This window comes from Alicyclobacillus contaminans DSM 17975, from assembly GCF_000429525.1.
GTDB lineage: Bacteria > Bacillota > Bacilli > Alicyclobacillales > Alicyclobacillaceae > Alicyclobacillus_A > Alicyclobacillus_A contaminans.
The window spans coordinates 51,797-78,119 of sequence record NZ_AUCA01000013.1 but is presented as its reverse complement, the minus strand read 5'-3'; the positions used below and the strand labels follow the sequence as shown (position 1 = coordinate 78,119).

At 56.8% G+C, this 26,323-nt stretch carries 25 protein-coding genes, 2 pseudogenes and 1 riboswitch; of the genes and pseudogenes, 5 read left to right on the top strand and 22 right to left on the bottom strand.

The window, feature by feature from the left end:
• Window positions 1-334: pseudogene (locus G463_RS23145) on the top strand (IS4 family transposase); the annotation flags it as partial.
• 217 nt (window positions 335-551) lie between these two features.
• On the opposite strand, the gene G463_RS19285 reads toward G463_RS23145, so the two are convergent.
• The 4 genes from G463_RS19285 to G463_RS0107365 all read right to left on the bottom strand — a co-directional run bounded on the left by G463_RS19285 (window position 552) and on the right by G463_RS0107365 (window position 3,223).
• Window positions 552-1,169 carry an undecaprenyl-diphosphatase gene (locus G463_RS19285; protein ID WP_211227394.1) on the bottom strand — a complete coding sequence of 206 codons (618 nt, stop codon included), beginning with the start codon at window positions 1,167-1,169 and terminating at the stop codon, window positions 552-554.
• Between the two features lie 78 nt (window positions 1,170-1,247).
• Window positions 1,248-2,129 (bottom strand): DUF8173 domain-containing protein, encoded by an 882-nt coding sequence (locus tag G463_RS0107375; RefSeq protein ID WP_026974654.1) that lies wholly within the window; start codon window positions 2,127-2,129, stop codon window positions 1,248-1,250.
• A 33-nt stretch (window positions 2,130-2,162) separates the two neighbouring features.
• Entirely contained in the window at window positions 2,163-2,681 is a 519-nt protein-coding gene (locus G463_RS0107370; RefSeq protein ID WP_026974653.1) for an anti-sigma factor family protein, read from the bottom strand.
• Complete coding sequence (locus G463_RS0107365) at window positions 2,678-3,223, bottom strand: RNA polymerase sigma factor (RefSeq protein ID WP_026974652.1); 546 nt, start codon at window positions 3,221-3,223, stop codon at window positions 2,678-2,680. Before G463_RS0107365 ends, G463_RS0107370 begins: the two co-directional genes overlap by 4 nt.
• A gap of 328 nt (window positions 3,224-3,551) precedes the next feature.
• On the opposite strand from G463_RS0107365, the gene G463_RS0107360 reads away from it, so the two are divergent.
• Window positions 3,552-4,157, top strand: coding sequence for a DedA family protein (locus G463_RS0107360; protein ID WP_026974651.1), 606 nt, complete (start codon window positions 3,552-3,554; stop codon window positions 4,155-4,157).
• A gap of 31 nt (window positions 4,158-4,188) precedes the next feature.
• On the opposite strand, the gene G463_RS19280 is transcribed toward G463_RS0107360, so the two are convergent.
• From G463_RS19280 to G463_RS0107325, 7 genes are all read right to left on the bottom strand, one after another.
• Entirely contained in the window at window positions 4,189-6,282 is a 2,094-nt protein-coding gene (locus G463_RS19280) for a glucosaminidase domain-containing protein (protein ID WP_051322052.1), read from the bottom strand.
• A gap of 251 nt (window positions 6,283-6,533) precedes the next feature.
• Entirely contained in the window at window positions 6,534-8,150 is a 1,617-nt protein-coding gene (locus tag G463_RS0107350) for a pyridoxal phosphate-dependent decarboxylase family protein (RefSeq protein ID WP_156900123.1), read from the bottom strand.
• Window positions 8,151-8,263: 113 nt separating this feature from the next.
• Window positions 8,264-9,994: a methyl-accepting chemotaxis protein gene (locus tag G463_RS0107345; RefSeq protein WP_084171347.1), complete on the bottom strand. Its 1,731-nt coding sequence runs from the start codon at window positions 9,992-9,994 to the stop codon at window positions 8,264-8,266.
• 225 nt (window positions 9,995-10,219) lie between these two features.
• Window positions 10,220-10,309, bottom strand: a riboswitch (cyclic di-GMP riboswitch).
• Window positions 10,310-10,451: 142 nt separating this feature from the next.
• Entirely contained in the window at window positions 10,452-10,772 is a 321-nt protein-coding gene (locus tag G463_RS19275) for a peptide deformylase (protein ID WP_211227393.1), read from the bottom strand.
• Between the two features lie 84 nt (window positions 10,773-10,856).
• The gene (locus G463_RS21670) at window positions 10,857-11,417 is read right to left on the bottom strand and encodes a J domain-containing protein (RefSeq protein ID WP_084171345.1); all 561 of its coding nucleotides are present in this window, start codon (window positions 11,415-11,417) and stop codon (window positions 10,857-10,859) included.
• A complete protein-coding gene (locus G463_RS0107330; protein WP_026974648.1) occupies window positions 11,410-11,916 on the bottom strand; it encodes a hypothetical protein in 507 nt (168 codons plus the stop codon). Before G463_RS0107330 ends, G463_RS21670 begins: the two co-directional genes overlap by 8 nt.
• Window positions 11,917-11,937: 21 nt before the next feature.
• Complete coding sequence (locus G463_RS0107325; protein ID WP_026974647.1) at window positions 11,938-12,474, bottom strand: NAD(P)H-dependent oxidoreductase; 537 nt, start codon at window positions 12,472-12,474, stop codon at window positions 11,938-11,940.
• A gap of 204 nt (window positions 12,475-12,678) precedes the next feature.
• Between G463_RS0107325 and G463_RS0107320 the strand changes: the two genes are divergently transcribed.
• Entirely contained in the window at window positions 12,679-13,122 is a 444-nt protein-coding gene (locus G463_RS0107320) for an Hsp20/alpha crystallin family protein (protein WP_026974646.1), read from the top strand.
• Between the two features lie 417 nt (window positions 13,123-13,539).
• Here G463_RS0107320 and G463_RS19265 read toward each other — a convergent pair.
• The 7 genes and pseudogenes from G463_RS19265 to G463_RS0107275 form a co-directional block, all read right to left on the bottom strand.
• Window positions 13,540-13,881, bottom strand: a pseudogene (locus G463_RS19265) (IS66 family transposase); the annotation flags it as partial.
• Window positions 13,882-14,188: 307 nt separating this feature from the next.
• Entirely contained in the window at window positions 14,189-16,021 is a 1,833-nt protein-coding gene (glmS, locus tag G463_RS0107300) for a glutamine--fructose-6-phosphate transaminase (isomerizing) (RefSeq protein WP_026974645.1), read from the bottom strand.
• Window positions 16,022-16,431: 410 nt separating this feature from the next.
• On the bottom strand, window positions 16,432-17,772 hold the full coding sequence (gene glmM / locus G463_RS0107295) for a phosphoglucosamine mutase (RefSeq protein ID WP_026974644.1): 1,341 nt from the start codon (window positions 17,770-17,772) through the stop codon (window positions 16,432-16,434).
• Between the two features lie 89 nt (window positions 17,773-17,861).
• Entirely contained in the window at window positions 17,862-19,085 is a 1,224-nt protein-coding gene (locus G463_RS0107290) for a CdaR family protein (RefSeq protein WP_026974643.1), read from the bottom strand.
• Window positions 19,082-19,906, bottom strand: coding sequence for a diadenylate cyclase CdaA (gene cdaA, locus G463_RS0107285; RefSeq protein ID WP_026974642.1), 825 nt, complete (start codon window positions 19,904-19,906; stop codon window positions 19,082-19,084). Before cdaA ends, G463_RS0107290 begins: the two co-directional genes overlap by 4 nt.
• Before the next feature lie 113 nt (window positions 19,907-20,019).
• Window positions 20,020-20,688 (bottom strand): SGNH/GDSL hydrolase family protein, encoded by a 669-nt coding sequence (locus G463_RS0107280; protein WP_026974641.1) that lies wholly within the window; start codon window positions 20,686-20,688, stop codon window positions 20,020-20,022.
• Window positions 20,689-20,888: 200 nt separating this feature from the next.
• Window positions 20,889-21,527 carry a stage II sporulation protein M gene (locus tag G463_RS0107275; RefSeq protein ID WP_084171351.1) on the bottom strand — a complete coding sequence of 213 codons (639 nt, stop codon included), beginning with the start codon at window positions 21,525-21,527 and terminating at the stop codon, window positions 20,889-20,891.
• A gap of 142 nt (window positions 21,528-21,669) precedes the next feature.
• Here G463_RS0107275 and pdaB point away from each other — a divergent pair, with 142 nt between their 5' ends.
• Window positions 21,670-22,353 (top strand): polysaccharide deacetylase family sporulation protein PdaB, encoded by a 684-nt coding sequence (gene pdaB, locus G463_RS0107270; protein WP_084171349.1) that lies wholly within the window; start codon window positions 21,670-21,672, stop codon window positions 22,351-22,353.
• A 38-nt stretch (window positions 22,354-22,391) separates the two neighbouring features.
• Here the strand turns inward: pdaB and G463_RS0107265 are convergent, their stop codons facing one another.
• A complete protein-coding gene (locus tag G463_RS0107265) occupies window positions 22,392-23,015 on the bottom strand; it encodes a KinB-signaling pathway activation protein (protein WP_169725440.1) in 624 nt (207 codons plus the stop codon).
• A gap of 171 nt (window positions 23,016-23,186) precedes the next feature.
• Between G463_RS0107265 and gerD the strand changes: the two genes are divergently transcribed.
• Complete coding sequence (gerD, locus tag G463_RS0107260) at window positions 23,187-23,849, top strand: spore germination lipoprotein GerD (RefSeq protein WP_035486166.1); 663 nt, start codon at window positions 23,187-23,189, stop codon at window positions 23,847-23,849.
• A gap of 66 nt (window positions 23,850-23,915) precedes the next feature.
• On the opposite strand, the gene G463_RS0107255 is transcribed toward gerD, so the two are convergent.
• From G463_RS0107255 to G463_RS19255, 3 genes are all read right to left on the bottom strand, one after another.
• The gene (locus G463_RS0107255) at window positions 23,916-25,001 is read right to left on the bottom strand and encodes an Mrp/NBP35 family ATP-binding protein (protein WP_026974636.1); all 1,086 of its coding nucleotides are present in this window, start codon (window positions 24,999-25,001) and stop codon (window positions 23,916-23,918) included.
• Window positions 25,002-25,075: 74 nt separating this feature from the next.
• Entirely contained in the window at window positions 25,076-25,573 is a 498-nt protein-coding gene (locus tag G463_RS21665) for a hypothetical protein (protein WP_051322048.1), read from the bottom strand.
• On the bottom strand, window positions 25,570-26,295 hold the full coding sequence (locus G463_RS19255; RefSeq protein ID WP_051322047.1) for an N-acetylmuramoyl-L-alanine amidase: 726 nt from the start codon (window positions 26,293-26,295) through the stop codon (window positions 25,570-25,572). The genes G463_RS21665 and G463_RS19255 overlap by 4 nt, the downstream gene beginning before the upstream one ends.
• Window positions 26,296-26,323: the final 28 nt, after the last annotated feature.

The window sequence follows — 26,323 nt, the reverse complement described above, 5'->3', positions numbered from 1 at the left end:
AGTCAGTAAATCCCATCTTCGACTGGCGAAAGAGTTGCAGGGACGGACATACGACCAAATGTTTGCCCACACCACCATCGTCTTCGCACGATACATCATGTTGTCGGCGGCTGCTCGGGACGAGAAGGATCCAAGAACGATAGGAGCTCTCTTCTTCGACTGCTGTGACGAGCTCGAAGACATCCGGTTCGCCGACGCCATGCGTCTGTTGATCGAACTGCTACGGTCCATCATGGAGGCAGCAGATGTTCATAACGGCACCGTGATCGACATGATTGTTGAACAGTTTATCACCCATTTACCCAGCGCTATCAAGGAAAAGCTGGCTGTCTAAGGGTGCGAAACTTGAGTTAAAATTACATGTTGAATTCACAAAGAAACCATTCCCCCTCTACCATACCACCTGAACATTGGAATTCTCTGTGAAAGCCGTATAGTTTGCCAAGCACTCGTGATCGGCGCCACCCTGGCGCTTTGCCCTAGATGTGGAAAGCCGTACACATCCTCGATGGTGCGCAGAACGGGCGACGCCGAAAAACCAGAGCGCCAGTTCACCGGGCAACGGAGCTCTTCGCGTGAACCGCCCCTCGGCTGTACGGACCATAGTGGAATATCCGCAGCGCCACCCGCGTCAGCGGACGGACCAAACGTTCATATTTTCTCATCACGCGTCCAGCCACAAGCCCAACCACCAGACCGGCCAGAACATCGGTGGGCCAATGCACCCCCACGTAGACCCGTGCAATCATCGTGAGCACAGCCAGAATCGTGAAACTGTATTGAACCCAGCGCAATTGACTGCCCGCAACCCCACTGGCAAACGCAAAGCTTCCAGACGTGTGATCACTGGGAAACGACGCGTCCGCCGGATGTGGAATCAGCTGTGTGAAACTGCCTTTGGGAAGCGCGACAAAGGGGCGCGGCCGGAACCAGATATGTGAAATCACGACATTGATGACCAGAGCCAACACCCCTGAGCAGAACGATACCACCAACGCGTGCCGCTTACGCTCCTCCGCTTTGGGCATTGCGAACCATGCCACGATAAACAGCAGCGCGTAAAGCTCCAGCGCATCCTTCGCAATGAAGGCCATGAAAGCATCCAGCACCGGATGGTGCCCCGCAAACTGGTTGATATCGTGATAGACGGTAACGTCAAATGGGTTCATGGGTCTCACTCCTGAATGAAAAATTTTTGCACGATTGTAGAATGCGATTCTGGTAGGGGCAGGGCATCATTTGGCCTCTCATGACGATGATGGACCGGATTTCCGAGAACTCCATCGTTGCCACAGCCAAGCTGTGACACATCCAATCCCGACCAGCCACGCAACCATCAACAGGACGGGGCCGACCACGGGAATATTCCCGAACGCCATCATGAACGTTGCGCCAACCAGCGTTTTCAGCCAGATGGGGCCGTCCTGCACTCGGCCAATCTTGGTAAGACCTCCCAACCAATAGGACACACAGGTCAACCCAACGCAGCCGACCAGGGTGTACAACAGGAGGAGGACTGCGGTGACCGGCAGACCAATGATGATGATGGCTGTGATGGCGCAAAGGATGGCAGCTCCCACCGTCGCCAGCAACCCCGTCAGCCCGGTGCGCCGAACCGACTTTTCAAGATACGAAACGGGCGCATGGAGGCGCGCTTGCACCAAGAGCGCCAAAACCGTCGGCACGGCAACCAGGGCCGCACTCAGAGCCAGCCGCACCGCCCACAGTGCAACCACCATGGCGACGCCCAGACTGAGGCTGTTCAAAAACGGCTGCGTAAAGGCCAGCGTGTATACGGCGCCGACATGCGCTCCAGGGTCTTCTGTCACTTGCCCGCCCACATTGATCACCGTGTCCACGCGCGCCGTGGACGTCAAATGAACGGTACCCTGGAGCACCACAATGGTGTCCGTGACGGTTCCGGACACCGTCGCATTGTTGCCAATGACCAGTACGTCCTCAGCCTTCTCTCCGGCCGGAATAACCACCGCGTGCCGACTCACCACATCTCGCCCGATACCGGCATAGGCCCGCATGGGCTGCGCCCAGCTTCCCCACCACACAGCGGCAATCATGACCGTCAATGCGGCCAGCGTCGACGCACATATCCTTCGCATCAGACGACGCATCTCTGATTCACCCACTTTGCAACGATCCTTCTTCTACGGCGAACTGAGCCGGGAATCGAGCGGTTGTCTCAGCACCCGTCCGATGGCAACCACGCAAATGACCACCATCCCCATCCCCAGGAGCATCGCGGCCAAGCCCAACCACCCCTGCCCGAACACCGTCCGAATCACCAGCAGATTCGCACCGCGAAGCATGTGGGACAAAATGCGAAACAGGCGCCAGCACCCTCCCACCCCCATGGCCAATCCCCCACCGACAGCCAATGCCATCATCAATGCCGCACTGCAAACGACCACCCAAATCAGCCGTAATCCTTGCGTGGCCTGGCGGCCCCAGCCCAACTGCTGCATGATGGCCGCCTCCACAGCCGGCGGCGCGGACAAGTCCATGAAGGTGCTTTCGATCCGCGCAGATAACGATTCAAACATCTTCGCCAGTTCCCGGCAGGATTCGCAATGGTGCAAGTGCTCCCGCACCATCACCCGTTCCGCTTCCCGCAGTTCGCCATCCACGTAGGCGGAGATCCATTCGCTCATGTCTTCGCACGTCATTGTGGCTCCCCCCTTTGCTCAGGCGGTAGCAATCGTAGTCGCAATTGCATTCTCGCAGTGTGTAAGCGAGAACGCACGGTTCCAATGGGAATGCCAAGAATGTCCGCAATTTCCCGGTAATCAAATCCCTGCACCTCGCGCAGGACCAGGACGGCCCTGTGCTCCGGACTGAGTTGGGCCAGCGCCGCCTCCATGTCCAAACGCAGATCCGAATTCACGGAAGGTGCCGGCAGTCGTTCGGAATTGGATACAGGCGCCCAGGAAACTTGTCGTCGCTTTACAATGTCCAACGCAATCCGCGTGGCAATCGTGGAAATCCAGGACGGAAACGCCCGTTCATCCCGCAGCGACCGCAACGATAAGAAAGCTTTCACGAACGACTCCTGCACCACATCCTCCGCCTCCGCGCCATCGTGCAGGATGGCATAAGCAGTGCGATACACAAAATCTTTGTAAGAGCGTACAAGTTGGGCGAATGCTTCCCGGTTGCCGGCCTTTGCAGCCTGAATCTGTCGCAGGTGATTATCATCCAATTGAAGCATCACCCCAAGCATCCTGAACCTTCACATGTTCTCTGCAAGCATCGATACCCATACGCCATAGCGAATGTCTTCTATAGTTTGTACCAAAACCCCAACCAGGCACCGCCATCCTCGACGCGAACCAAACAGAAAAGATCTGCTCATGAACAAAGACCGCGTCATTCGTCATTTGGTTCACTGGCGAATGAACTTTTTTTGCGCAAGATCCGTCTGTTCGGATGAACAGCCATCCTCCGGGGACACTCCGGCATGCAGCGTTGACACAGGCGGGGAATCTCAAACGGTATGGCAGTGGGTTCAACAAACTCAGTGAAGAGAGGAAGTCAACATGCATCTCCCTGTACAACAGTGGATTTCACACTACGGATACTCAGGCGTGTTCCTCATCCTACTTCTAGAAATGATAGGGATCCCGTTTCCTGCAGAAACCACCCTGACCATCTCGGGATTTGAATGGATGAAGGGGGCGTTTTCCTTAATCCCTCTGCTCTGCAGCGCTGCCTTAGGCAACATCATCGGGTCCACCATCGCATATAGCATCGGCCGTTATCTCGGTCGCCCTGCCATTACCCGGTTCGGGCGATTCATTGGCATCACGGAGAGCAAGTTGAACGCTGCCGACGAAAAATTCTCGAAATACAGAGGCTCGTTGGTGTTGTTTGGAAAGTTCATCGCCGGTGTCCGCGTACTCATCCCGTATCTCGCAGGAGTCAATCGAATGCCGATTGTTCTGTTCAGCGTCTACAATACAGCGAGCACGCTTGCGTGGGTGTCGTTCTTCGTGATTGTCGGACGTTACGTGGAGGTGCTCTGGTCTCACTATCACCAAATCCTTGGTCCGCACTTGGTGCCTGCACTGCTGGTGATGGCCGTTGGGGCTGTTATCTTCGTTGGCGTAAAACGGGGGTGGAACCGGCAGCGTTCCACCCCGTGATGGCCCGGACTTCATGGAATGGGACAACAGCCTACGGTTGTTGGGTCAACTCCCCGTCGGACGAATGGATATATCCCGTGAGCAACTGTCCTGTCCATTCATTCGCGAATTGAATCTGCACCGCGCCAGCGGTGGCCTGTGCATTGTTTGCGACGACAAAATCGCCCGCATGCAATACTGCCATCTGCTGCCCGGAGGCATCGTATACGGGCACCGAAGTCTGTGAGGAATGGGGGTTCGCCACACTCACCCGATACACGTTGGTGAAATGGACGTATTGCCCGTCCACCCACCCATACCCCGGGACATGGTACCACTCCATCACGTAGGGCCCGGACATGCCTTGTTTCATTTCGTCCACCCATATGGACGTTCCCGCGGGAATCAGGGAGTAGGAAGGCTCGATATACTTTTTCCACAAGGAATAATCCCACGTGCCGGATGCGGTCAGCCCGTTTTGCTGCTGAAAACGGATCACCGCCTGCTCGGTCAAGTTTCCGAATTGGCCGTCCACCGCCAATCCGCTGTGGATGGTCTGATTCAGAAATTCTTGCAATGCAACCACATTGGTTCCTGAACTCCCGACCTGAAGCGTTTGACCGTAGAACATTTTCGACTCGCCGGTCTCCATATCGGAATAATAAGGCAGACCGTGATACGTGGCGTTGGATTGAACCACACCCGCGGCGCCGTTCAACACATACACGGGCTCATCCGCACGCGCGGGCGCCGGAGCTGACGCAGCGTCATCTCCGTTGTACTGCTTGTAGCTTTGCACCGAATCATTGGCTGCCGCCGCCAATTCGCTCATGAGGGAACCGATGTTGTTCGCCCAGTTGGGATCGGTCGCGTAGTGAACATTCATGCCGGTCAAGGTGGGTGCAACATAGTGCGAAGAACCAGGCGTCAGATAGTTGTTGCGAACCTCCCATGCCTCGAACTGAATCGCATAGTCATCACTCGGGAACTTGCCCGCGGCGGTCGGTTCCGAATCATACGCGCCATAGCCATAGAGGTTGTTGTCTTCCGTGGAAAGGTCGCTGCCTGTCCATCCGCATTCCTCAATGGAATGGGAGACCAGGTAGTTGGCGTCCACGCCGTATGTGTTTTGGGCGTGAATGTAGGATGCTCCGAGCCCAGTGAACGGGCTGTTGTGATCTTGAAGAAAGCGGTCAATCAAAGACGCGGTAATATTTCCAGGCGCCGGATACCGTAAATCGACCGTGGTAAAAGACGGCGTCAACACCCAATCCGTCGCGTTTTGCCACGATGATTTCAACCCAATTCGATTCAGGGCTTGCATCACGGACCAGATGGGGACGTACGTGGTTTGATTCCCTGCGTACGGATCCTCATAGGACACGGAATCCATATTCATGACCACCGTTCCATTCATCACGATGGATGCGCTTCCCCGTCCCGGGCTGAGATTGGATAGATCCAACTTGTAGTAGGACGGAATGGTGAATCGCCACTGCCCTTGACTGAAAGTATTCGCAATGCCGATGGCACGAAACACGTTCTCCATATACCAGATTGGCATGTAGGTGGTATTGTTCCTCACAAACCCATAGGGACTGGACATCAGTTTTCCGTCATAGTCAATGTGCCTCACCCGCAAGTCCGAAACGCTGGACACCACCGGCGGATGGATGTACCACGCCGTCCCGTTCCACTCGGATTGCATGCCCAACCGATTCATCACCTGCATCACATACCAAATCGGCATGTACGTCGTCGGTTGTCCCGAATACGGGTCACTCCGGACCACGCTGTTCAATTTCTGGACCACCCGGCCATTCACCGAGAGGCTGGCATTCCCCGTACCAAGGGATAGGTTGTTCCAGTTCATCGGATACGTGGACGGAACGACTAGATTCCATTGTCCATCTTTCCATGTACTCTGGATGCCGGCGCGTTCGAGCACCTGCATGATGTACCAGATTGGGATGTATGTGGTTTGATTGGCCACAAAGCCATAGGGGCTGGACACTAATTGATTGTTGTAATAGATATGCTTGACGGTAAACGTGGAAGTCGCGGCGGATGAGACTGAGAACGAGGCCGACAAGGGAGACAGCAATGCAGGCAACATGGCCAGGGTGACGATGGAACGCTTTCTCACTTTTCTCCTCCTGTGCGACGGGGTGAACACGCAATGGTCTCCTTCGAGCGCGTCCTCCCCTACTTGTTCTGTGAAATGACTTCCATAGATTTCGACACCCGATTGCAATATTTGACCGTGTTCCGAAGGGACCCAGAACCTGATGGGGGATTGGCCCAGTCTTGCATAATATAAAACGCCCCCCTTGCCCTTGCGGGCAGGGAGGCGTTCCCCTCACCTTCGTTCATCAGAAGGCCGACACAGCCGCTGCTTCATCGATACGCATAGACGCTGGCGACCTGGTCCTGGATGTACTGCGCGATGTACTCTGCGTCCTCAGGCTGCGTGTAAGGAGAAATCACAAACACCTTCGACGCGTAAATCGGTACACGGTAGCCATCTTTCGTGTCCACCATCAAATGTTGCTTGGTATCACCGAGGAAAATCCGATCCCGCTGCCGGCCAAAGACTTCAAAGAGCCGCTCGTTCATCGAATTGATCTCCTGGATTTCTGCCGCGGTGTACTTGCCCGCCAGTTCGTCCGCGTAGTTCTTGCCATCTGGGTAAACTCGGAACGCGGTGATGATGCCCGGATTGTCCGCGTTCACAATTTCGAGGCCGGGAACCCGGTCGCGCAGTGCGCTCCGGATGGCCAAATTGACCTCGACAAACTGCGCCAACAACCGTTGGTAGCCTTCCACCCCAAAAGCGAGCAACGCGCTGAGCATGGCAATCGAACTGGACATCCGAGAACACTCGAGCGTATATCCCGTGTGGTAGTCGCCATATCCCCGATGCCCCACGTACGGTGTATGCTCGGGTGCGAGATCCACCCAGGTGAAGTCGGACGCATCCTTGACCATGAACAAACTGGTCACGTACGGTGTTTGCCCTAGCTTTTGAAAATCGAAACACAGGGAATCGGCGTACGCCAAGCCGAGCATCTTGTCCCGAATCGGGCGGATGGCATCCAATACGTGTTCCTTCAACCCCAGTGGGTTTCTTTCGAAGTCATACTGGTTGAACATCGCAAAGAAGCCACCCAGCGCAGAGTCGGCGTGGATATGCGGCCTTCTCGTTCCGGCCCGCTCAGCAACCGCCGACGCGATATCATAAACTCCCTTGACGTTGTCAATCCCCATGGCGTCGGTGGTTCCTGTTGTCGCCACAATGTACACGGGCACACCGCCGCCAGCCATTACCCGCTCCAACTTTTCTTCCAAATCCATCAGGTTCATCGAATTGTCCGGGTTGCTCCGAACGCGAATCAGCTTGTCCCGCCCGAGCCCCGTGGCTTCGACGGCTTTCAATGCGCTGTAGTGCGCCGACTCCGAGGCCAACACGTAGAAATTGCCAGGGACGCCGCGTTGGATGGCGTCCGGATCGAACTTGGCAATCGCCAAACGAAGTCCGGAAAAGACCGCGCCTTGTCCGCCCCAGGTGGTGTATCCACCGCTCTTCCTGTGGTCGTACCCAACCAACTTCGACATCATGCTGACCACTCGCACTTCCGCCTCGGCACCGGCCGGCCCGTAGACGTCCCACAGGTTGTTTCCGTTCACCAGCGCCGCAGTCAACAGACCCAAGATCCCCGGAATGCTGGCCATGGGCAGAATGTTTGTCAGGAAGTACTTGGTATGATAAGGATGGGACTTCAACAGCTCCAGCAGTTGAACGTTCACATCCTCCAGAGGAGCGCCCTGTTGTGGAATGACGCTGTCCTCGGCAAGCGTTTGATAAAAGTGTCCACTTCTATCCTTGTTCCCTTTGAGGAACACGCGATCCGGATCCTTCAATTCATCCAGCCCGCGAAGCAGTTGCTCCATCCATTGCAAAAGCTGCGCCCTGTCCCGTTCGTTTCCATCCACGCTTGGAAATAGGCTCTTCATCAGCGTCACTCTCCTCAAGAACAGGTTCTACAGGCTCACCCGATTTCCCTGTATTAAACTTTCAGACTAAAAATATACAGAATTTTCACCGAGCGTCCGGCTCGCCTTGAGCGTCAATGAACACGAAAACGTCGAATGGCGTTGTTCAGTTCCTGCGTCATCTCAGCCAACGCTTCGACGGAGTTCGATATCTGCGCCATCTCCGCGCTCTGCTCCTGCGTGACCGCGGCAATTTGCTCAAATCCGGCCACCTGTTCCTCTGTCACCGCAGAGATGTTCTGCATCGATGCGGTGATGGAGGAAAATCCGTCCTTCAGGTTTTGGATGACGCCCTCGAGCGCTTCAATCTGGTCATCCACAAAGGTGATGCCGTCGAAAATCCGATCATAGGTCTCACTCGTGGAGTGAATCAGTTGATGACCTTCGTTCACGGCGTCCGTGCCTTTGGCGATGCTTTCAATGACCATTGCACTGTCTGCCTGCGTGCTGTTCACCAACTCGGCAATGGACACCGCAGCTTGGCTGGTCTGGTCCGCCAACTTGCGAATCTCGTCGGCCACCACCGCGAAGCCTTTCCCCTGCTCACCCACACGCGCCGCTTCAATGGCCGCGTTCAACGCAAGCAGGTTGGTTTGCACAGAAATATCCGTGATGAATTCGGTGATGCTGGCGATCTCGTTCGACCGCTGTTCCAGTTGTTTTGCGACATTTGTGGACGAAACCATGACATCCCGAATCAGATCCATCTGTTCTTTCGCTGTACCAATGAGTTCCTTGCCCTGTTCCGATTCGGCAACGACCTTTCTGGCCATCTGGCTCATTTCCGCTGCCTTGTTTTCGACCGTCTGAAGCGCTTGGTCGGCCGACGCAACGGTTTCCGTCGTCTGGTTGATGGAAGTCACAATGCTCTCCACAGACTGTGTCATTTCGTTGGTCGCGACGGCCACTTCCTCGGCCCCTTTGTTGGCTTCCGAGGCGGAAGTATTCAGGGTTTCGCTCGTTGTTGCGATGTGTTCCGCGCTCTTCGACAGATGGCCAATCAGCGTGCGCAAGGATGTGGACATTTTCTCAAAGGCCGTGCTCAACGTCCCAATCTCGTCGTGTCGGCGAATGCCCACCGCCACCGTCAAATTACCTTCCGCAACCTGGGCAGTCGTCTCCACCAATTTGCGGATGGGGACGGTGACCATCCGGGACAGCAGCACGGCAATCCCGACGCCCGCCAAAAGAATCGCAAGAAACACAGTCAATGAAGCGGTCCGCGCCTTGGCGACGGTGCTCGGAATAATAGCGGCATTCACGTCAATCCCGAGCAACGCCTTCACGGCCCCATGACTGTCGGGCAGCGGGGCAAAGATGGATTTCCAGGTTCCGTATTGGTCTTTGTAGACGCTGCTCACCACAGTCTTGTCTTGCTGAAGCGCCTGGTTCATATCTGCGGAAAACACGTAGGACGACATGTAGTCGTTTGGCGTGTCTGTCAGTTCCACAATGTGTCCTGGATCGGACGGAGAAGTCTTTTCCAGTATGTACACATTGGCTAGGCCATCGTCACGCTTCAGTTGCTCTAATACTTTCCGAATTTGAAGATAGACCGGATCGTTGATTTTGTGAATTTTGTCGTAGGTGGGCAGTGATTTCAGGTCTTCCTGCAGTGTGGTCATATTAGACTGAAGACGCAGGGAAAAATCATGCTCCAGCTGTGCCGAAAGGGTGTTGGTCACATAGCTGTTCGTAGCCATGAACGCTGCCGAAAGCACGATAACGTACAGAATGACCACGGAAATCATTTTGAATGCCAAGCCTCGAAAGGATACCCTACGAATGGATGATAATAACCGCATCACAAGCTACCTCCGTCAAAGGATTTGTACTAGCCGTGCGACGGCCGTCTTCAAATCAGGCAATCCCCAAATCCACATGGGCTCCGTACGGGCGTGATGGGTACAATGCAGAGGTCGCATGCGTCAGGAGAGATCGGAACTTCACGAGAGGATGCTGGGAGGAACATGGGCAGAGTAGCGCACAAAAAACGAGCCCCGCACCGCGGGACTCGACAGCCCGACGTCTTCGGCAGCTGGCTGGCATGTTACATCTCGTGTAAGTTAGCCCCTATAGCTTTGCGCCCCTGGATTTCCCCAGGTTTGCCCTTTTCGAACCAATATGTTGCCTTGAAACAGTATAAATAAGAAAGTAAAGCAAAGCAAACTTGAATATACAGAATACTACCTTTATTGAACATTGTGACAAAATATTTTGGAGGATGTTTCTGTGGAACGGCGCGGAGCGGGCCATTCCACTTCAGGTAGCGTACGGGCTGTTTGCGCGGTACCGTTTTTCAAATTCTTCCCGTGTGCACAATGTCTTGATGTCCGTCATGCGATCCAGCGCAAGGATGCCATCCAGATGGTCAATTTCATGCTGCAGCAGTTCGGAAAGTTCCCCCTCCGCTTTGATTTCATGCCACACCCCTGCCATGTCCTGATAGCGGACGGTCACCCACTCGTTGCGCGTAACCTGGCAGAAGATGCACAAGAAACTTAAACAGGCGTCCCACACCACCATGGTTTCCGGACTTCGCTCCACAATCTCCGGATTGATGAGTGGCCAAGGTTTATCCACATTCAGGGCGCTGCCGTGTCAACGGTTTCAGGGACGACATTCCCACAGTACGTAGAGGTAAATCATTGGCCGCACCGAAAGCACTTATTCGGCACGGCTCAGCCACTCTCCCACGTGAACAAGTCCATATACGAGGCACCCCCCGGCACTGACGAACAGAAGAACGCTGAGCCACGGTACGTCACCGCCGACCATCAACCCAAACAAGAACATCGCCAATGCCGCGCACAACCATAGAATGGACATCCACACCACGTCATCCACAGCCTCCGCGGCCGATGGCACGGAGGTTTCGTGCACCTTTCGGTGGAACGATGAACCGGTCCCGCTGCGACGCAGGGGTTCATCGTATAATGCCCGCTCGGCCGGCCGCATGAGTGTGCGATAGGCCTGGTTCAACGCCTTGAAGTATTCCAAAGCAAACCCATCACCCGGGTGTTTGTCCGGGTGCCAACGCTGTACCAGTTTTCGATACTGCCGCTTAATCTCCTCGGGAGAAGCATTCGGAGACACTTCCAGCACATCGTAGTACGTGGCGTCGAGTCGACGGTGACAGCGACCGCACAGCGCCTTGTGGATACGCCGTGGATTGACTCGGTTGCGCGTATGACAGAAGGGGCACTCTCGTATGACCTGGCTACTCATCCCGCTGGTTCAGCATCGAGCGCAAAGCGGCTCGGTACCGCTCATCTTCAGTCCATATCTCGTCTTCACGAAGATCCGGCGTTCGTCCACCCAGTTCCCGTTTTCCCTGCAGCGCCTCTCTCAACGCAGCGCGATACGCAGCATCTGACGACTCGTACACATCCTCCGTGACCGGATTCGGGCGTTTGAGGTCAGGTGTCAAGGCTTCTCCTTCAGTATTCGCCGAGACCTGACGAGACCTTGAAAATACCTGCTCCTTCCTCGACGCCTGCTCCGGTTCAGCCGCCATCCGCCCGTTGGGAGTTGGCGTGCCTTCAATCGGCCGCGCATGGGCCGGCAGCCTTCCCGTCTCGTTCCCGGGTGCTTGGAGCTCTGCGGCGGCTTCGGACTGGCGCACCCTTTTCGCCTGATTCTCCCGCTGAATGGCGCGTACGTTCATGAAAATCACCAAGGCGCCAACAATGACGACTGCAGCCACAAAGATGACGAGAAATTCCACCGTCCCTCCTCCTCTCTCCCGTCAGCGGGCCAGTTTGGACGCGACTTCATAGACACGTCGGCCAAGTGCACGCCCCAGTGCCAAATCGTTTTCCGACGGCAAGTTCGGCGGTGCATCCGGCGACAATTCCACTGGGCAAGTCACCCCGACTCCATAATACGAGCCGTACAATACATTTTCGGGTACATTCCCGGGCAAGCCGACAATGATCATCCCATTGTGCAGCATGGGAGTAATCAAATTCCACAACGTCATCTCAATGCCGCCATGGACGGTCGCCGTGGTGCAAAATGCGGCACCCACTTTCCCGACCAACTTGCCCTTGGCCCACAAATACCCCAACTTGTCAATCCACGCCTTGAGACCGGCGCTGATGGTCCCAAAATGACCAGGGCACCCCCAAATGATGGCATCTGCGTCCACCAACTCTCGCACATCCGCTTCCGATACGTGACGGAGAACTACCGTTGCGTCCTCTGTGCTGGCACCTTCCGCGATCGCTTTCGCCAATGCCTCCGTATGTCCATTCTCACTATCGTACACGATGAAGATTTTCACTGGATTGCCTCCCCTGCCTACACTTGTTGTCTTTTAGAGGATATCCCCGATTCATCCAGACATGCGAACCCATCCAAAGGGTACCGTATTTGGAATTCCCGAGATATCTCCTCGGATTTCTAACAGGCCAGCGACACGGGCATGCAAGTTTTGGTCCGCCGCGGGATACGATAAATCCGGACAATTTGATCTGGAGGTGTGTGTATGCCGTTGGTGCCGTATGACCCGTTTGGTATCATGCGACGCGATGCTGGCTCGTTCCCGTCATTCCCCCGGCTATTCGATGATCAATGGTTTGATGAACACTTCGTGAGCATGCCGCGGATCCGCGTAGACGTCCGCGAAAGTCAGAACGAGGTGATTGTTACCGCCGAAATCCCGGGATTGGAGAAGAAGGAAGACGTGAATATCACCGTTCACGACAATCATCTCCACCTGAGCGGAAAAATTGAGCGGATGGACGAACAAAAGGACGAAAATATTCACCGAATGGAACGTTATTATGGGCAGTTTTCCAGAACTGTTCCATTGCCAACAGCAGTGGATGAGGCGGGTGCAAAAGCGTCGTACAGAAATGGCGTGCTGGAAGTCCGAATTCCCAAGACACAGAAACAAATCGGCCGTCGCATCGACGTGAATTTTCACTGATTGGCCGAAAGCGCCCCTCAGAGCCCCCCGAGGGGCGTTTGTCTATCAATAACCCACACTTGCCCATCGCTTGACGTCTTGTCCTTGTTGTTTATGCGGATGGTGATGGTCTTCCATCAGCACACCTCCATGCAAAAATTCTATCCCCCCCTAGTAGGATAGAATAAGCAGTAGTTTCTATTATTTTCGTAACAAGAGAAGACCTTTATGAGGTTGGCCTAAAACTTTGATGTCGTTATAGGACGGATATCCCAGCCCCGGCAGCTACTGCAATAAGCACCACTCCCCATGGCGGTAGCTTCCAGATCATCGTAACCGTCAAATCGAGGACACCTTGAAAATCACCGGCAGGCTCGCCGACCATTTGGAGAAGAAAGCCCCACCTCGAACATCGCGGCGGGGCTGTTCAGCATCGTGTTATTTGCTTTTGCGTATGTCGCCGGGCAGTGTCTCCGACCATGGCATGAGTGCCGCCATCGCTGTCTTGTCGTTCGTATCAACGTTCGGCAGCTGCTCGAACAGATATTGCAGGTAGGCGAACGGGTTGAGGCCATTTTCTTTTGCCGTCTCCACAATGCTGTAGGTAATCGCGCTGGCCCGCGCCCCACGCGGTGTGTTGGCGAACAGCCAGTTCTTGCGCCCAATCACAAACGGCTTGATGGAACGTTCGCTCCGGTTGTTGTCTATCTCCAGGTGGCCATCTTCCAAAAACACCGTCAGTTTGTCCCACTGTTTCAGGGAATACATCACCGCCTGCCCAGTTTGCCCAGTTAAAGTCTCAGGTAGTGGTGTAAATTCTGAGGCTTGATCTTGACGAGAAAGCCGTCGAGTGCAATCTACTAAAAGTGGCCAAACAATCAGTAGAGGAGGCACTCGATGGCTTCTATGGACAAGATCGCACTTTTGGAGCTGATTCGCAAGCCGCCCTTCGCCCCCTTTCCACAAAAAGAAAGGGCGAATCCAGGCTTTTGACCCGAATTCACCCGTGCTATACGGAACAACTTATTTTACTCAGGGAAGAACTTCATTTTGCGAACACAAATGTCACCACGGGCCATGGTTCGACTTACTCCACCGTCACACTCTTCGCCAGGTTGCGCGGCTTATCCACGTCGTTGCCGCGGGCCACTGCCGCGTAGTAGGCGAGCAGTTGCAGAGGAATCACAGTGACAATCGGCGACAGCAACGGCATGGTCTTCGGCAGATAAATCACCTGGTCCACCGACTTCGCCAACGCTTCGTCACCCACAAAGGTGACACCGAGCACGAACGCGTCGCGCGCCTTGACCTCTTTGATATTGCTCAACGTTTTCTCGTACAGGTCGGTCTGGGTAACCAGCGCAATCACGGGCACCCCTTCCGTGATCAGGGCCAGCGTGCCGTGCTTCAGTTCCCCCGCCGCGTAAGCCTCCGCGTGGATGTACGAAATCTCCTTCAATTTCAGCGCGCCTTCCAGCGACAGATAATAGTCCACGCCGCGGCCGATGAAGAACGTATCCTCCACCTTGCTCCAGTCCTTCGCAAACTGTTCCAGCTGCGGCGCGGTATCGAGCACCTGATCAGCGGCCTGGGGCAGCGCGGCCATGCCGGTCAGCAGTTCCCGAATCAGGGTGTCATCCAACAAACCGCGCTCCTGGGCGAAGTACACGGCCAGCAGATACAACACCACCAACTGTGTGGTGTATGCCTTCGTGGAGGCCACGGCGATTTCCGGACCCGCACGCGTAATCAGGACGTCGTCCGCCTCGCGCGCCGCCGAGCTGCCCACCACATTGGTGATGGCCAACACCTTGCGTCCCCGCGCTTTGGCGTCCCGCAGCGCAGCCAGGGTATCCGCCGTCTCGCCCGACTGGCTGATCACCACAATCAACGTATTCTCCGATTGAATCGGATTCCGGTACCGGTATTCGGACGCAATCTCCACATCCACCGGAATTCGCGCCAACTGCTCAATGACCGCCTTGCCAACCAGCCCCGCATGCCAGGAAGTGCCGCAGGCCACGATGTGGATCCTATCGACCGAGCGGACGAATTCAGGCGTCCAGCTCAGCTCTTCGCCGAACACCACCCGGCTGTAGTCCGGTGCAATTCGGCCGGTCAGCGTATCCCGAATGGCCTTCGGCTGCTCATGAATTTCCTTGAGCATGAAGTGATCGTAGCCGCCCCGCTCTGCGGCCACCGCATCCCAGGTGACTTCCAGCACATCCTTGCTGACCGCTTCTCCGGCCAGCGTGAAGCACTCGACAGAATTCCGGTGAATGACGGCCATCTCGCCATCCGCCAGGACGTACACCCGGCGCGTGTACTCCAGAACCGCGGGAATGTCCGAGGCGATAAAGTTTTCCCCGTCTCCCAAACCGATGATTAGCGGACTCGCCTTACGCATGGCGATGATGGTGTCCGGCTCATCTTTCGTCATCACCACCAATGCGTACGCACCCTTGATCCGCTTGCCGACAGCCACCATGGTGGCAAACAGATCACCGTTGTACAGCTCTTCTATTAAGTGCGCAACCACTTCCGTGTCGGTCTCCGACTTGAACTGGTGTCCCTTGGCCAGCAGTTCCTCACGCAGGGACAGGTAGTTCTCGATGATCCCGTTGTGAATGATAGCGAAGCGGCCACTGCAATCCTGATGCGGATGCGCGTTTTCGTCCGACGGACGTCCGTGCGTCGCCCAGCGCGTGTGACCAATGCCCAGGTGGCCACCGACCGGCGTCCGCTCCAGCTTCTCCTCCAAGTTCGACAATCGGCCTACGGATTTGACCACACTGACTTTATCGTTGTCCAGCGTGGCAATCCCCGCCGAATCGTATCCGCGGTATTCGAGTTTCGCCAAACCGCCAATCACAACGTCTTTCACGTTGCGCGGGCCAATGTAACCCACAATTCCGCACATGTAAAGTCGTTCCTCCTCATGACCTGCGAACTCCTGTTCCGTCGGTCGCCCAACGGGTTTCGAGTGTTGCTTGACGGCTCGGTCTCAAGCCGGGAGGCATCCGCCGAATGGTTCGCCAACCTCCACCGCGTCAACTGGCGAGACGCCAGTCCAGGCGCTTCCAGCGCGTGCTGTGATGAACAGATTTCACGCCGCGCGACTCGACAAAGTTCCGGATGGTCCGCCGTTAGATCAGATCTCTTCGGCGAAATGAACGGCCACTCCATCTGAGCCAGCATCCCCCCTTTACCAGTTCCAAAAAAGAAAAGCGAGGCCACGTAGCAATCTATTCGCTGCAGCCCGCTTTCGACAATTCCAAACGCCAATTCACCCGATTGCGGACTGCGCGGAAAGACGCCGGATGCGCCGTGCTACGCACCCAACTCCTGTCGAATCACCTTCACAATGTGGGAAACACAGGTTTCCAACAGCCGTTCATCCGGGCCTTCCACCATTACGCGAACAATCGGCTCCGTCCCCGACTCCCTGACCAGGACCCGGCCCTGACCGGACAACAGGGCGGTACTCTCTTCCAACGCCGCCTGAATCTTCGCGTTATCGCGCCAGGCGTGCTTGTCACTGACACGCACGTTCTCGAGAATTTGCGGGTAGCGTTTCATCACCGAGCGCAGCTTCGCCAGGGACTGCCCGCTTTCGACCAAGATATTCACCAACTGCAGCGCCGTCAAGATGCCATCGCCCGTCGTCGTGTGGTTGAGGAAAATGATGTGACCTGACTGCTCTCCGCCGAGGACATAGTCCCCTTTGCGCATGGCCTCCATCACGTACCGATCCCCGACGGCCGTCGTCTCCACGCGAACCCCAATCTCCTCCATGGCCTTCATGAAACCGAGGTTGCTCATGACGGTGGCCACCACGGTGTCGTTGCGCAGCAATCCCTTTTCGTGCAACGCCCTGGCACAGATGGCCATGATGAAATCCCCGTCCACCACCTGTCCGGTGCTGTCCACCGCAATCAGTCGATCCGCATCTCCATCGAACGCGAGACCGAGATCGGCCTCGTGGTTCAACACCGCCCGTTGGACCACGTGCGGGTGCGTCGACCCGCATCCGACGTTGATATTCACTCCGTCGGGCTGCGCGTTCAGGACCGTGACCTTGGCGCCGAGCCGCTCAAACACCTCCGGCGCAATGTCGGAGGCCGCGCCGTTGGCGCAGTCCAACACAATGTGCAGTCCTTCAAACCGCTCGGACACGGTGTCCATCAGGAACTTCACATACGTCCCCACCGCCGGTGCATCGTGGATTCGTCCAACCGCCGCGCCAATCGGCCGCGGCAGCGTATCCTCGGAGTCGGCCAGAATTTTCTCTATCTCGTCTTCCACATCGTCCAACAGCTTGAAGCCATCGCCGCCAAAAAACTTGATCCCGTTGTCCTCCACGGGGTTGTGCGAGGCGGAAATCATCACCCCTGCATCCGCACGCAGGTGCCGTGTGAGGTGTGCCACCCCCGGCGTTGAAATGACGCCGAGCCGAAGTACGTCCACACCCATTGACAGAATTCCACTGACCAGCGCGGCTTCCAACATGTCGCTGGAAATCCGCGTATCTTTCCCTATCGCAATCCGTGCTCCGGAACGTTCTTTGGTCAGGACGTACGCACCCACACGCCCCAACCGAAACGCGAGCTCGGGCGTCAATTCTGTGTTTGCAATCCCACGGACACCGTCCGTTCCAAACAGTCGAGCCACGTGTTTTCTACTCCCTTCAAGTCACACCCATTGTGCCACAGCCAGCCGTATTGGGCAATCTGTGTATTCGGACAGCGAGCCAGACTCGTTCAAGTCTTGTCCCCGCTCTCGGTCACTTGAATTTGCGCGGTGCTGTCGGACATGTTGGTCACCTGAACCCAGTTGGGGATAGCGACATTGAGCGGAGCGCTGGTGTCCGCAGCCGTCACATTGCTCGCATCCACGTACACCGTCACATCCTGGGGTTGCAATCGGTCCAATATCGACTTCGCCCCGGAGACCGTGACATCCACGGTTTGCGGAGACACAATCTTCACACCCGTCCCGTCCGGCGCATCCTGCACCTTCACCGGCAGCCCGGAAAATTCCTTGGTCTCGGCCGGTTCCACGGTGACGGACACGCGAACTGTGCTCGGCGTCATGCTCGAGACACCGGTCGGATGCGGGATGGCCACACGGAGCACCGTGGACGCCTTCAATCCCTGAACGTCGACCGGAACCGAAATGGCCAAGAGATTCGCCATGGCCGCGGCATCTCCGCGCAGTTGTACCGTTTTCGGCTGGACACTCACCGCGGACACCGCATAGCCGGCCGCCGGTGTGCCGACCAACTGCGGCGTCAACGACGCGCTCACCTGCGGAGACTGAACGGGCACCGTCACCGTCACGGTCGGCGGTGTGATGGTCACGCCGGATACCGAGCGACCGTTGCTGTCCACCGCTTGCAGACTGACCACACGCGTGACCGTCTGCGTCGCTCCGGCCACCGACAGCGTGGCCTGCACGCTGGCCACCTGCTGCAGCACATCCGTCACACCGGTCACGCGCACCGAGGAGATGTCCAACATCGGGGTGCCTGTTTGATAACCGTGCGCCGGCGCCCCCTCCACCTGAACCTTCACATCGCGCGTTGTGGTGCCCTGGCCCGCCAGCGTCACCGTGACCGACGACGGCTGAATGGTGTAATCCACCCCCGCCGGCATGCCGATGGCCTTCAGTCGCACGGTGTGAACACCGGGCCCGAGCCCCCGGGCGTCGGCGCGCACCGTAACTCCAATCATCTGGGCCGGCAACGAGGCCAGGTTCAGATCGGTGGACTGAACTTCAATGACCGCAGTCGGATTGTTAATCTGCGTCACCACTATACCGGGATTCGCCAATACCTGTACGGAACACGGGTACGGATACTTTTGCACGCCTGTGGTCACCACGGCGGTATCGGACTGGGGCACGGAGAGGATGAGCCAGATGATAAAACTCATGAGCAGAGCCGCAATGCGCATCACCCAATGGTTGCGGAAAAACTGATTCACCGCGCCTCCTCCCCCTTTCGGGTGAGAAACGGCAACCGACCCATGCGGTGCCGAACCAACAATCGCTGCAGCTGAGCATAGAGCGCACTCTCGTCGAGGCCCACCTGAAGCACGCCGTCAACAGCCAACGACACCCGCCCCGTTTCTTCAGAAACAATCACAGCCACGCAATCAGACTGCTCCGTCACACCGAGTCCCGCACGGTGTCGTGTCCCCAGACTCTTGTCCAAATTACGGTTCTCCGTCAATGGCAAAAAGCAGCCCGCGGAGATGATTCGGTTTCCGCGCACAATGACGGCGCCATCGTGCAGAGGTGTGTTTGGAATAAACGTGTTGATCAGCAGTTCAGAGCTGATGATGCCTTCAATATACGTGCCGGTCTCGATGTACTCGGACAAACCGGTCGAACGTTCAATCACGATGAGGGCGCCGATCTTCATTTTCGCGAGGACCTGCGCCGCCTTCACCACTTCGGCAATGGTCGGCTGCAGATCTTCGCCGGGCCCACTCGGTGCGGTGAGGGAGAAGAAGCCCCCGCGGCCAATCTGTTCCAGCGCCCGTCTCAGTTCGGGCTGAAACACCACCGGAATGGCGATCATACCGATGGTGATGATTTTGTTGAGAAGCCAGTTGAGTTCGTTCAAGTGCAGCACATTGCTGATGGCTGTTGCCGTCAGAATGACAATGATGCCTTTCACCAGCTGTACAGCCCGGGTTCCGCGAATGAGCAGCAACAACCGGTAAAGGACAAACGCAACAATGAGGATATCGATGAGGTTGAGTACCGTGAAATGTCGAAAAACGTTCATCCAGGATTCCATGTCGCCGCCACCCACGCGTTGGTACAGTCCATTCTACCCCATTGTTCCGTACATCCCAAGCTTCGTCAAGTGGACGACGTCGAGGCAAACAGAGGGCTCCGGCGCAGCGCCCTTCAGGCCCTCCGGCGCTTTCGCCGGGGTTGCGTGCTGCGGCGGTACGCCTGCAGGAAGGCATGCGCAATCGCTGCGTGCCCAGCATCGTTTGGATGAATCGGATTGCCAATCACCCGCATGTTTCGAAGCGTTCCCTGTTTATAGCCGTGGATATATTCCGCTTCATGGTGACGAAATCGAGCTCGAATGTCGGCCACCGCCAGACGATGCCGGGACGCGACATGGAGGATGGCTTGATTGACCGTTTCCACGTACGACTCGGCCAGGACGGAGTTGGGAAATGGATTGTACAACGTACCTATGACCATGCACGCTGAAAATCCGGCCTCCTTCGTCAACTGCACCATCTCTTCCAGGTTGTCCTGCAGCCGCTGCGCCACGTGATACACGCTCTGATGCCGTCCATTCAGCAGCCAGGGGGCCGCGCGCAGCACATCGTTGCCCCCGACGAGCAGCGTGATCAAGCGGGCCTCCGCCCACAGACAGGTGGGCACTTTGCGCAGAGATTTCAGCAGACTGCGTGAGGTCCAGCCTGGTTTGGCTTGTTGAAACACATGCACCGCTTCTTTGCGCGGCAATCCGTCTGCAATGCGCTGAACATACCCTGCTTGCGGCGCCGTCGCATCGTACCCATAGGTGATGGAATCTCCCAGCGCCACGTACAGCACAGATCTCCCCTCCCGCGATGGCCGGATGGCCTGCGGACACAACGGCCGCTGCATCGCCTGCCGAGTGCCATCCGGTTTTTTCCCAGTCTATGCCGGGATACCGGGAGCGTCGCGGCGAACCGGGCTGCACTGTCACTACAGCACAGTCTTTCCGAACAGCGATTCAACCTGCTCCACCGCCATTTCACCGGTGCGTCCTGTCAAGCCGCTCTGCCCGTGGAAATGCCCCACTGCATGATCTCGGGAGTGACGTAGCTTTCAATGACCGCAGCAACCAGCAACAAAGCGACAATCCAGGGCGCATGGCGCCAGACCTGCCGAAACGTCCCGCGGAGGGTTCGCACTTCCAACACCGTTCTATCGTCTCTGGATTCCACACCGGCAGCCTGAAGCCATCGAATGAGCGAAAACAATCCCGAGAATCCCAGGTTCACCCCGAGCCCACAGGCCCATACCAGGGCCGATAACTCAAACAGGCCGTGGGGCAGGAGCGCATACAAAAAGAGTTTGGCTGACGATACATGCAATTTTCCCGCACCAATGGCGCAGACATACCCCATCAACACGCCGTTGTACCAGAGCAGCGTGATGGGAATGACGCCAAACAGCACCCCGCTGAACAAGAACAGCGCTGCCGCGAGCAGGTTGTGCACAAAAATCACCACCAGCGTGCGTAGGGTGGCAGCGCCTGTTTGTTGCGCCAACTGACGCAGTTGATCCAAAGAGTCCTCCACCGAATGCGCGTAGGTGCTGGGATGTGTAAGCCCACTCAAGAAACCGATGGCCAATACCACCAATGACAAACCGACAAACCAGCGCAGCGTCCCGCGCACCTCCATCCGATTCACCGTTCCCCTCCTGCTCCGATTGGTATAGCCGTCCACCCCGCCGCGCACACTTTGCAGTGACTGTTCGAAAGGAGGCAGCAGCACCGTGAAACATACATCTCTTCGTTTCATCTTGTCCATTGCAGCGGTGATCATGACCGCATGCATCCTGCCCGCGACTGCGGTAACCGCAGTTGCGGCTGAAAAGAAACCGTCCGCCATCTACAAGGTGGACACTCGCGAGAAAGTGGTGGCACTCACCTTCGACATTTCCTGGGGTGACAAGGTCCCCAACCCGGTTCTGGACATTCTTGAACAGAAGAAAGTGACAAAAGCCACCTTCTTCCTGAGCGGCCCCTGGACGCTTCGGCATCAGGATATTGTGAAGCGAATTCACCGCATGGGCTTTGAAATTGGCAACCACGGCAATCTGCACAAAGATTTTTCCGATTACCCAAACAGCTGGATCACCGAACAGGTGCGCTTGTCCGAAAAGGCGATTCAGCAGGTGACCGGCGTCAAAACACGGCTCATTCGCACTCCGAACGGAGACTTCAATCCCCGCGTACTTCAGTGTCTTCATCAAATGGGTTACACGGTCATCCAATGGAACACCGACTCGTTGGACTGGAAGAATCCCGGCGTGACGGCCATCACACAGCGTGTCCTGCATCGGGCTGTTCCTGGCGACATCATTCTCATGCACGCCAGCGATTCCTCCAAACAAATCACGCAGGCGCTGCCGCAGATTATCGACGGCCTTCGCGCCAAGGGGTACCGCTTCGTGACCGTGTCTGAACTGTTGTCCCAGGCCGATGTGAAGACCAAAGTGCAGTGATCTGCCGACCTCCATCCACAAGCGTGTTCGGCGAGCCGTCACGACCAAGACGGCTCGCCGGTTTCCGTGGATTGCGATGCACGCAGCGGAGGCGTCAACAGTTTTCCGTAAATCCAGGTGATATACAGGTTGCACGCCATCATCACAATCAACGTCTGGTTGACGAGCGGACCCGACTGCGACCATCCGTACTGAAGCCAGATGAAAGGTAATGAGTCCACAATGGTGAACACGTACAGAAAGAACAGCGCAGGCAGGAAGCTTCCGGCCCCGGACAGCTTCCGCTTGATGATGGCGCCGCCGATGGACGCCAACAGAGGCAAACACCCCTGCCAAAAGTACGTCATGTAGGGAATGGCCGCGCCGGGCGCGTTGACGTGCAGCGCGTAGCGCCACCACAGCATATCATAGGTGGCCAATCCGAGCAGCACGCCCTGCGCCCATCGCCACACCCGCCGCGGCAATGTCATGCGCGCCACAAAGTTCAACGTGAGATACGCCCAGAAGCCCATCAGACTGGTTGTGGCGAAAAACGCCCCGGATACCAGTCCCACATACCAGGGGATGTGCATCCACCATCCCGTGGCGCTGGTTGCCACGCCGGTAAGAGCCCCGATGAACACCGTGCTCGCCATGAGAAAAATCAATTGATTTAACCGCAATGGCCTCTCCCCCACGCCTTCATGATACTGCACAATCTTCGCGCAATACAGATAATCATGCCTGGACTCGCGTATGGAAACGCCGGATGTTCCCCACACGCCTGCATATCTCGCCCTCGTTGGATGCATACTCAAGCCGTGGGAATCGTATGCGAAACGAGGTGCCTTGCCATGCGTATGCGCGTTTGGTTGCCTTCGCTCGCGGCCTGCATGCTGCTTTCCGGATGCGGCCAGGGGAGCATGGGGGCCGAAGCAGGCGGCGTACAAAATCAACAGCAGGATTACGGACAAATCAAACAGATGGTCGTCGATATTTTGCATTCACCGGACGGCAAGAAGGCCGTCGCCGATATTCTTCAAGATCCCAGCCTGAAACAGCAAATCGTCGTTTCGGATACGGATATCACCAAAGCGGTGGAAAAGTCGCTGCAAAACAGCAAAAACCAGTCGTTTCTCAGCAACGCGGCCAAAGATCCGCAGTTCGCCAACGCACTCGCCAAAGCGGTGCAGCCGGATTTGGTCCAGCTGCAGAAGCAGCTCATGAAAGACCCGCAATACCAGAACGACATGATGGTATTGCTAAAATCGCCCGAGTTCACACAGCAGCTTCAATCGCTCCTGCAGACCCCCCAATTCCGCAGTCAGGTCATGAAAATCATGACCGAGGCCCTGCAGACGCCGAGTTTCCGCATGCAGTTTCAAGACGCTCTGAAAGCCGCGGTGGCCGAATCCATGCCTCAAGCCGGTGGCGGTCAAGGACAGGGACAACAGAACAAGCAAAGCGGCGGTTCCCAGAGCGGATCGGACGAATCCGGCGATGGCAGCGGCAGCTGAACCACGCTGGCCCGAATGCGGATGGCTGACCCAAGATTGGGACAGCCATCCGTTTTTCTTGGTGAATTATCGCTGCGAAACGGTCGCATGAAGGCCGGTTCGGCGAATGACTTCGCGAGCCAACCGGCTGTAGGCCTGCCCCTGCGGCGTCTCTTCGGCAAACAGCGCCCGCCGCTGCAGACCCTCGTCCATGCTGGCCACCGGGATTTGCGCCAACACCTCGGTGCGCAGTGCCTGAGCCACCTCGTCGCCTCCGCCACGCCCGAACAGATACGCCTTTTCTCCGCAACCAGGGCATTCGAAGTAAGACATATTCTCGACCACACCCACGATTTCGTGGTTGGTGCGGATCCCCATCACCCCAGCGCGTACGGCCACTTCGGCCGCGTTTTTCTGCGGGGTCGTGACAATCAACTCTTTGCTCTTCGGCAGCAGCTGATGAACGTCCATCGCGACATCCCCGGTTCCCGGCGGAAGATCGAGGAGCATCACATCCAACTCTCCCCAATGCACCTCGCCGAAGAAGTTCCGAAGCATTTTCCCAAGCATCGGTCCGCGCCACACGACGGGATTGTTCTCGGGGACGAAGAAGTGCATGGATATCAGTTTCACGCCCTCGACCTCAATCGGAATGATGAGGTCATTGATGACCGTCGGTCGCTGCTGCTTGATGCCGAAGATGGACGGGATGCTGAACCCGTAGATATCGGCGTCCACCACGCCGACGCGCAGGCCCGCTCGCGCCAAGGCTACAGCCAGGTTGGCCGTGACCGTGGATTTACCGACGCCCCCTTTGCCGGAAGCCACAGCGAGAAACAGGATGCGATCATCCATGTCCAAAATCGGCGGTTTGCTCTGCGCCGGCTTTCCCCCGCGCAGTTTTTCGGCAAACTTCGCGCGTTGTTCGTCGGTCATTGTCTCAATGGTCAGATCAATTTCTGAAACCCCGGACAAGTTTGCCAACGCTTCCCGCACGGAGTGTTCGATGGTATTTCGCAGAGGGCAGTTGGCAATCGTCACAAGCACGGTGACACTGACTTTGCCGTCCTCCACCTTGAGGTCTTTCACCATATCCAACTCAACGATGCTTTTATGGATCTCGGGATCTTCAACATCCCTCAACGCTTCGAGCACCTGTTCTTCGGTCACCATAAAACGGCCCTCCCAGCAAGCTATCACGCACACTTTTCAGTGTACCTCAATCTGACAAGGGGGACAAATCACCGTCAGGCGCTCGTCTCGCGGACGCTGGCGTAATAGGTCCGGTCCTCCGTTCGCCATATCACGGTGAACGGCCCCTTCGTGTCGGGTGGACCGATAAACCAGAGAGACTGACCAGACTGCAGCGTGTAGGGAGGATGAGCCAGCGCCGAAATACGATTCAGGTCGTGGGGGATATGCGCACCGACGTATAGAACCGGGAGGAGAGACTCACTCCAACTGTAGACATTGACATACTGCATGGCCGATGAACCCTCGTTGTGCAGCATATAAACCGATTGCCCGTGCCACGTGGCGGACATCCGTTCAACGGACAGCGGAGGCGACGAAGCGGTTGCCGCCGGGGCCGCTTGGGAACTCGAAGTCGAGGTCGTCGCATGCACCCATTCTGCGGCAGCCCCTGTGGCGAAGGCCAACGCGATTGCGGCCCCCCATCCGAGACGGCGGGACACTCCGCGCTTCGCGCCGCGGGGCCGAAACCGGTGAGAACCGCCCATCCTCATGGCGACGTCTCCTGTGGCTCATCCGGTCGATCCGCATCCACGTGCTGGGCCTGGAATTCATCCATCAACGCCAAGTACATGGCGAATGCAATCCGCCGCTGATACGCGGGATTGTGCAGCGCCGCGGCTTCTTCAGGGTTCGACAAGAATCCCACCTCCGCCAGAACTGCGGGCCCCGGGATCCGTTTCAAGAGATACAACGTATCCATATCGTCCGCTTCCCGCTCCGTCGGGAGCAACAATTCTTTGAAGCGAGCCTGCATCTCTTTTGCAAGACGCTCCCCCTCCGCATTCCCTTCCATATAAATGGTGTGCGCTCCCCGCCAAACGGGTGACGGCATGGCATTGCAATGAATGCTCACAAATGCGTCCGGATGCTTGGACAACACAAACCGAGTGCGATTCCGCAAATCGGTTTGATGACGCCGGCCGCTGGCCGTGTCCTCATCGGACGCCAAGTCGTCATCCGTGACCCGAGTCATATACACAATCGCGCCCGCCTGCTGCAGATACTGCCGCAGCCAGTTCGCAATCGCCAGCGTGACCACCTTTTCCTGACGCCCATCCGCAGTCCGCGCGCCGCCGTCCGGACCGCCGTGACCCGCATCCACCACCACCACTCTTCCCGAAAGCGTGTATGCCTTGGCGGGCTGGCTCCCCAGCCCCATCATCACAAACGCGGCCATACACGATACTGCGGCCGCCCATCGTTTCCACACCATGGGAACACCTCACTCAAACCGTGACTGT

What these genes read in the sequence shown, in the direction of transcription:
- G463_RS19285 (WP_211227394.1), bottom strand. Translation starts at nt 1,169, where the DNA reads ATGAACCCATTTGACGTTACCGTCTATCACGATATCAACCAGTTTGCG.
- G463_RS0107375 (WP_026974654.1), bottom strand. Translation starts at nt 2,129, where the DNA reads ATGCGTCGTCTGATGCGAAGGATATGTGCGTCGACGCTGGCCGCATTG.
- G463_RS0107370 (WP_026974653.1), bottom strand. Translation starts at nt 2,681, where the DNA reads ATGACGTGCGAAGACATGAGCGAATGGATCTCCGCCTACGTGGATGGC.
- G463_RS0107365 (WP_026974652.1), bottom strand. Translation starts at nt 3,223, where the DNA reads ATGCTTCAATTGGATGATAATCACCTGCGACAGATTCAGGCTGCAAAG.
- G463_RS0107360 (WP_026974651.1), top strand. Translation starts at nt 3,552, where the DNA reads ATGCATCTCCCTGTACAACAGTGGATTTCACACTACGGATACTCAGGC.
- G463_RS0107350 (WP_156900123.1), bottom strand. Translation starts at nt 8,150, where the DNA reads ATGAAGAGCCTATTTCCAAGCGTGGATGGAAACGAACGGGACAGGGCG.
- G463_RS0107345 (WP_084171347.1), bottom strand. Translation starts at nt 9,994, where the DNA reads ATGCGGTTATTATCATCCATTCGTAGGGTATCCTTTCGAGGCTTGGCA.
- G463_RS21670 (WP_084171345.1), bottom strand. Translation starts at nt 11,417, where the DNA reads ATGAGTAGCCAGGTCATACGAGAGTGCCCCTTCTGTCATACGCGCAAC.
- G463_RS0107320 (WP_026974646.1), top strand. Translation starts at nt 12,679, where the DNA reads ATGCCGTTGGTGCCGTATGACCCGTTTGGTATCATGCGACGCGATGCT.
- glmS (WP_026974645.1), bottom strand. Translation starts at nt 16,021, where the DNA reads ATGTGCGGAATTGTGGGTTACATTGGCCCGCGCAACGTGAAAGACGTT.
- cdaA (WP_026974642.1), bottom strand. Translation starts at nt 19,906, where the DNA reads ATGGAATCCTGGATGAACGTTTTTCGACATTTCACGGTACTCAACCTC.
- G463_RS0107275 (WP_084171351.1), bottom strand. Translation starts at nt 21,527, where the DNA reads ATGGAGGTGCGCGGGACGCTGCGCTGGTTTGTCGGTTTGTCATTGGTG.
- pdaB (WP_084171349.1), top strand. Translation starts at nt 21,670, where the DNA reads ATGACCGCATGCATCCTGCCCGCGACTGCGGTAACCGCAGTTGCGGCT.
- gerD (WP_035486166.1), top strand. Translation starts at nt 23,187, where the DNA reads ATGCGTATGCGCGTTTGGTTGCCTTCGCTCGCGGCCTGCATGCTGCTT.
- G463_RS0107255 (WP_026974636.1), bottom strand. Translation starts at nt 25,001, where the DNA reads ATGGTGACCGAAGAACAGGTGCTCGAAGCGTTGAGGGATGTTGAAGAT.
- G463_RS21665 (WP_051322048.1), bottom strand. Translation starts at nt 25,573, where the DNA reads ATGAGGATGGGCGGTTCTCACCGGTTTCGGCCCCGCGGCGCGAAGCGC.
- G463_RS19255 (WP_051322047.1), bottom strand. Translation starts at nt 26,295, where the DNA reads ATGGTGTGGAAACGATGGGCGGCCGCAGTATCGTGTATGGCCGCGTTT.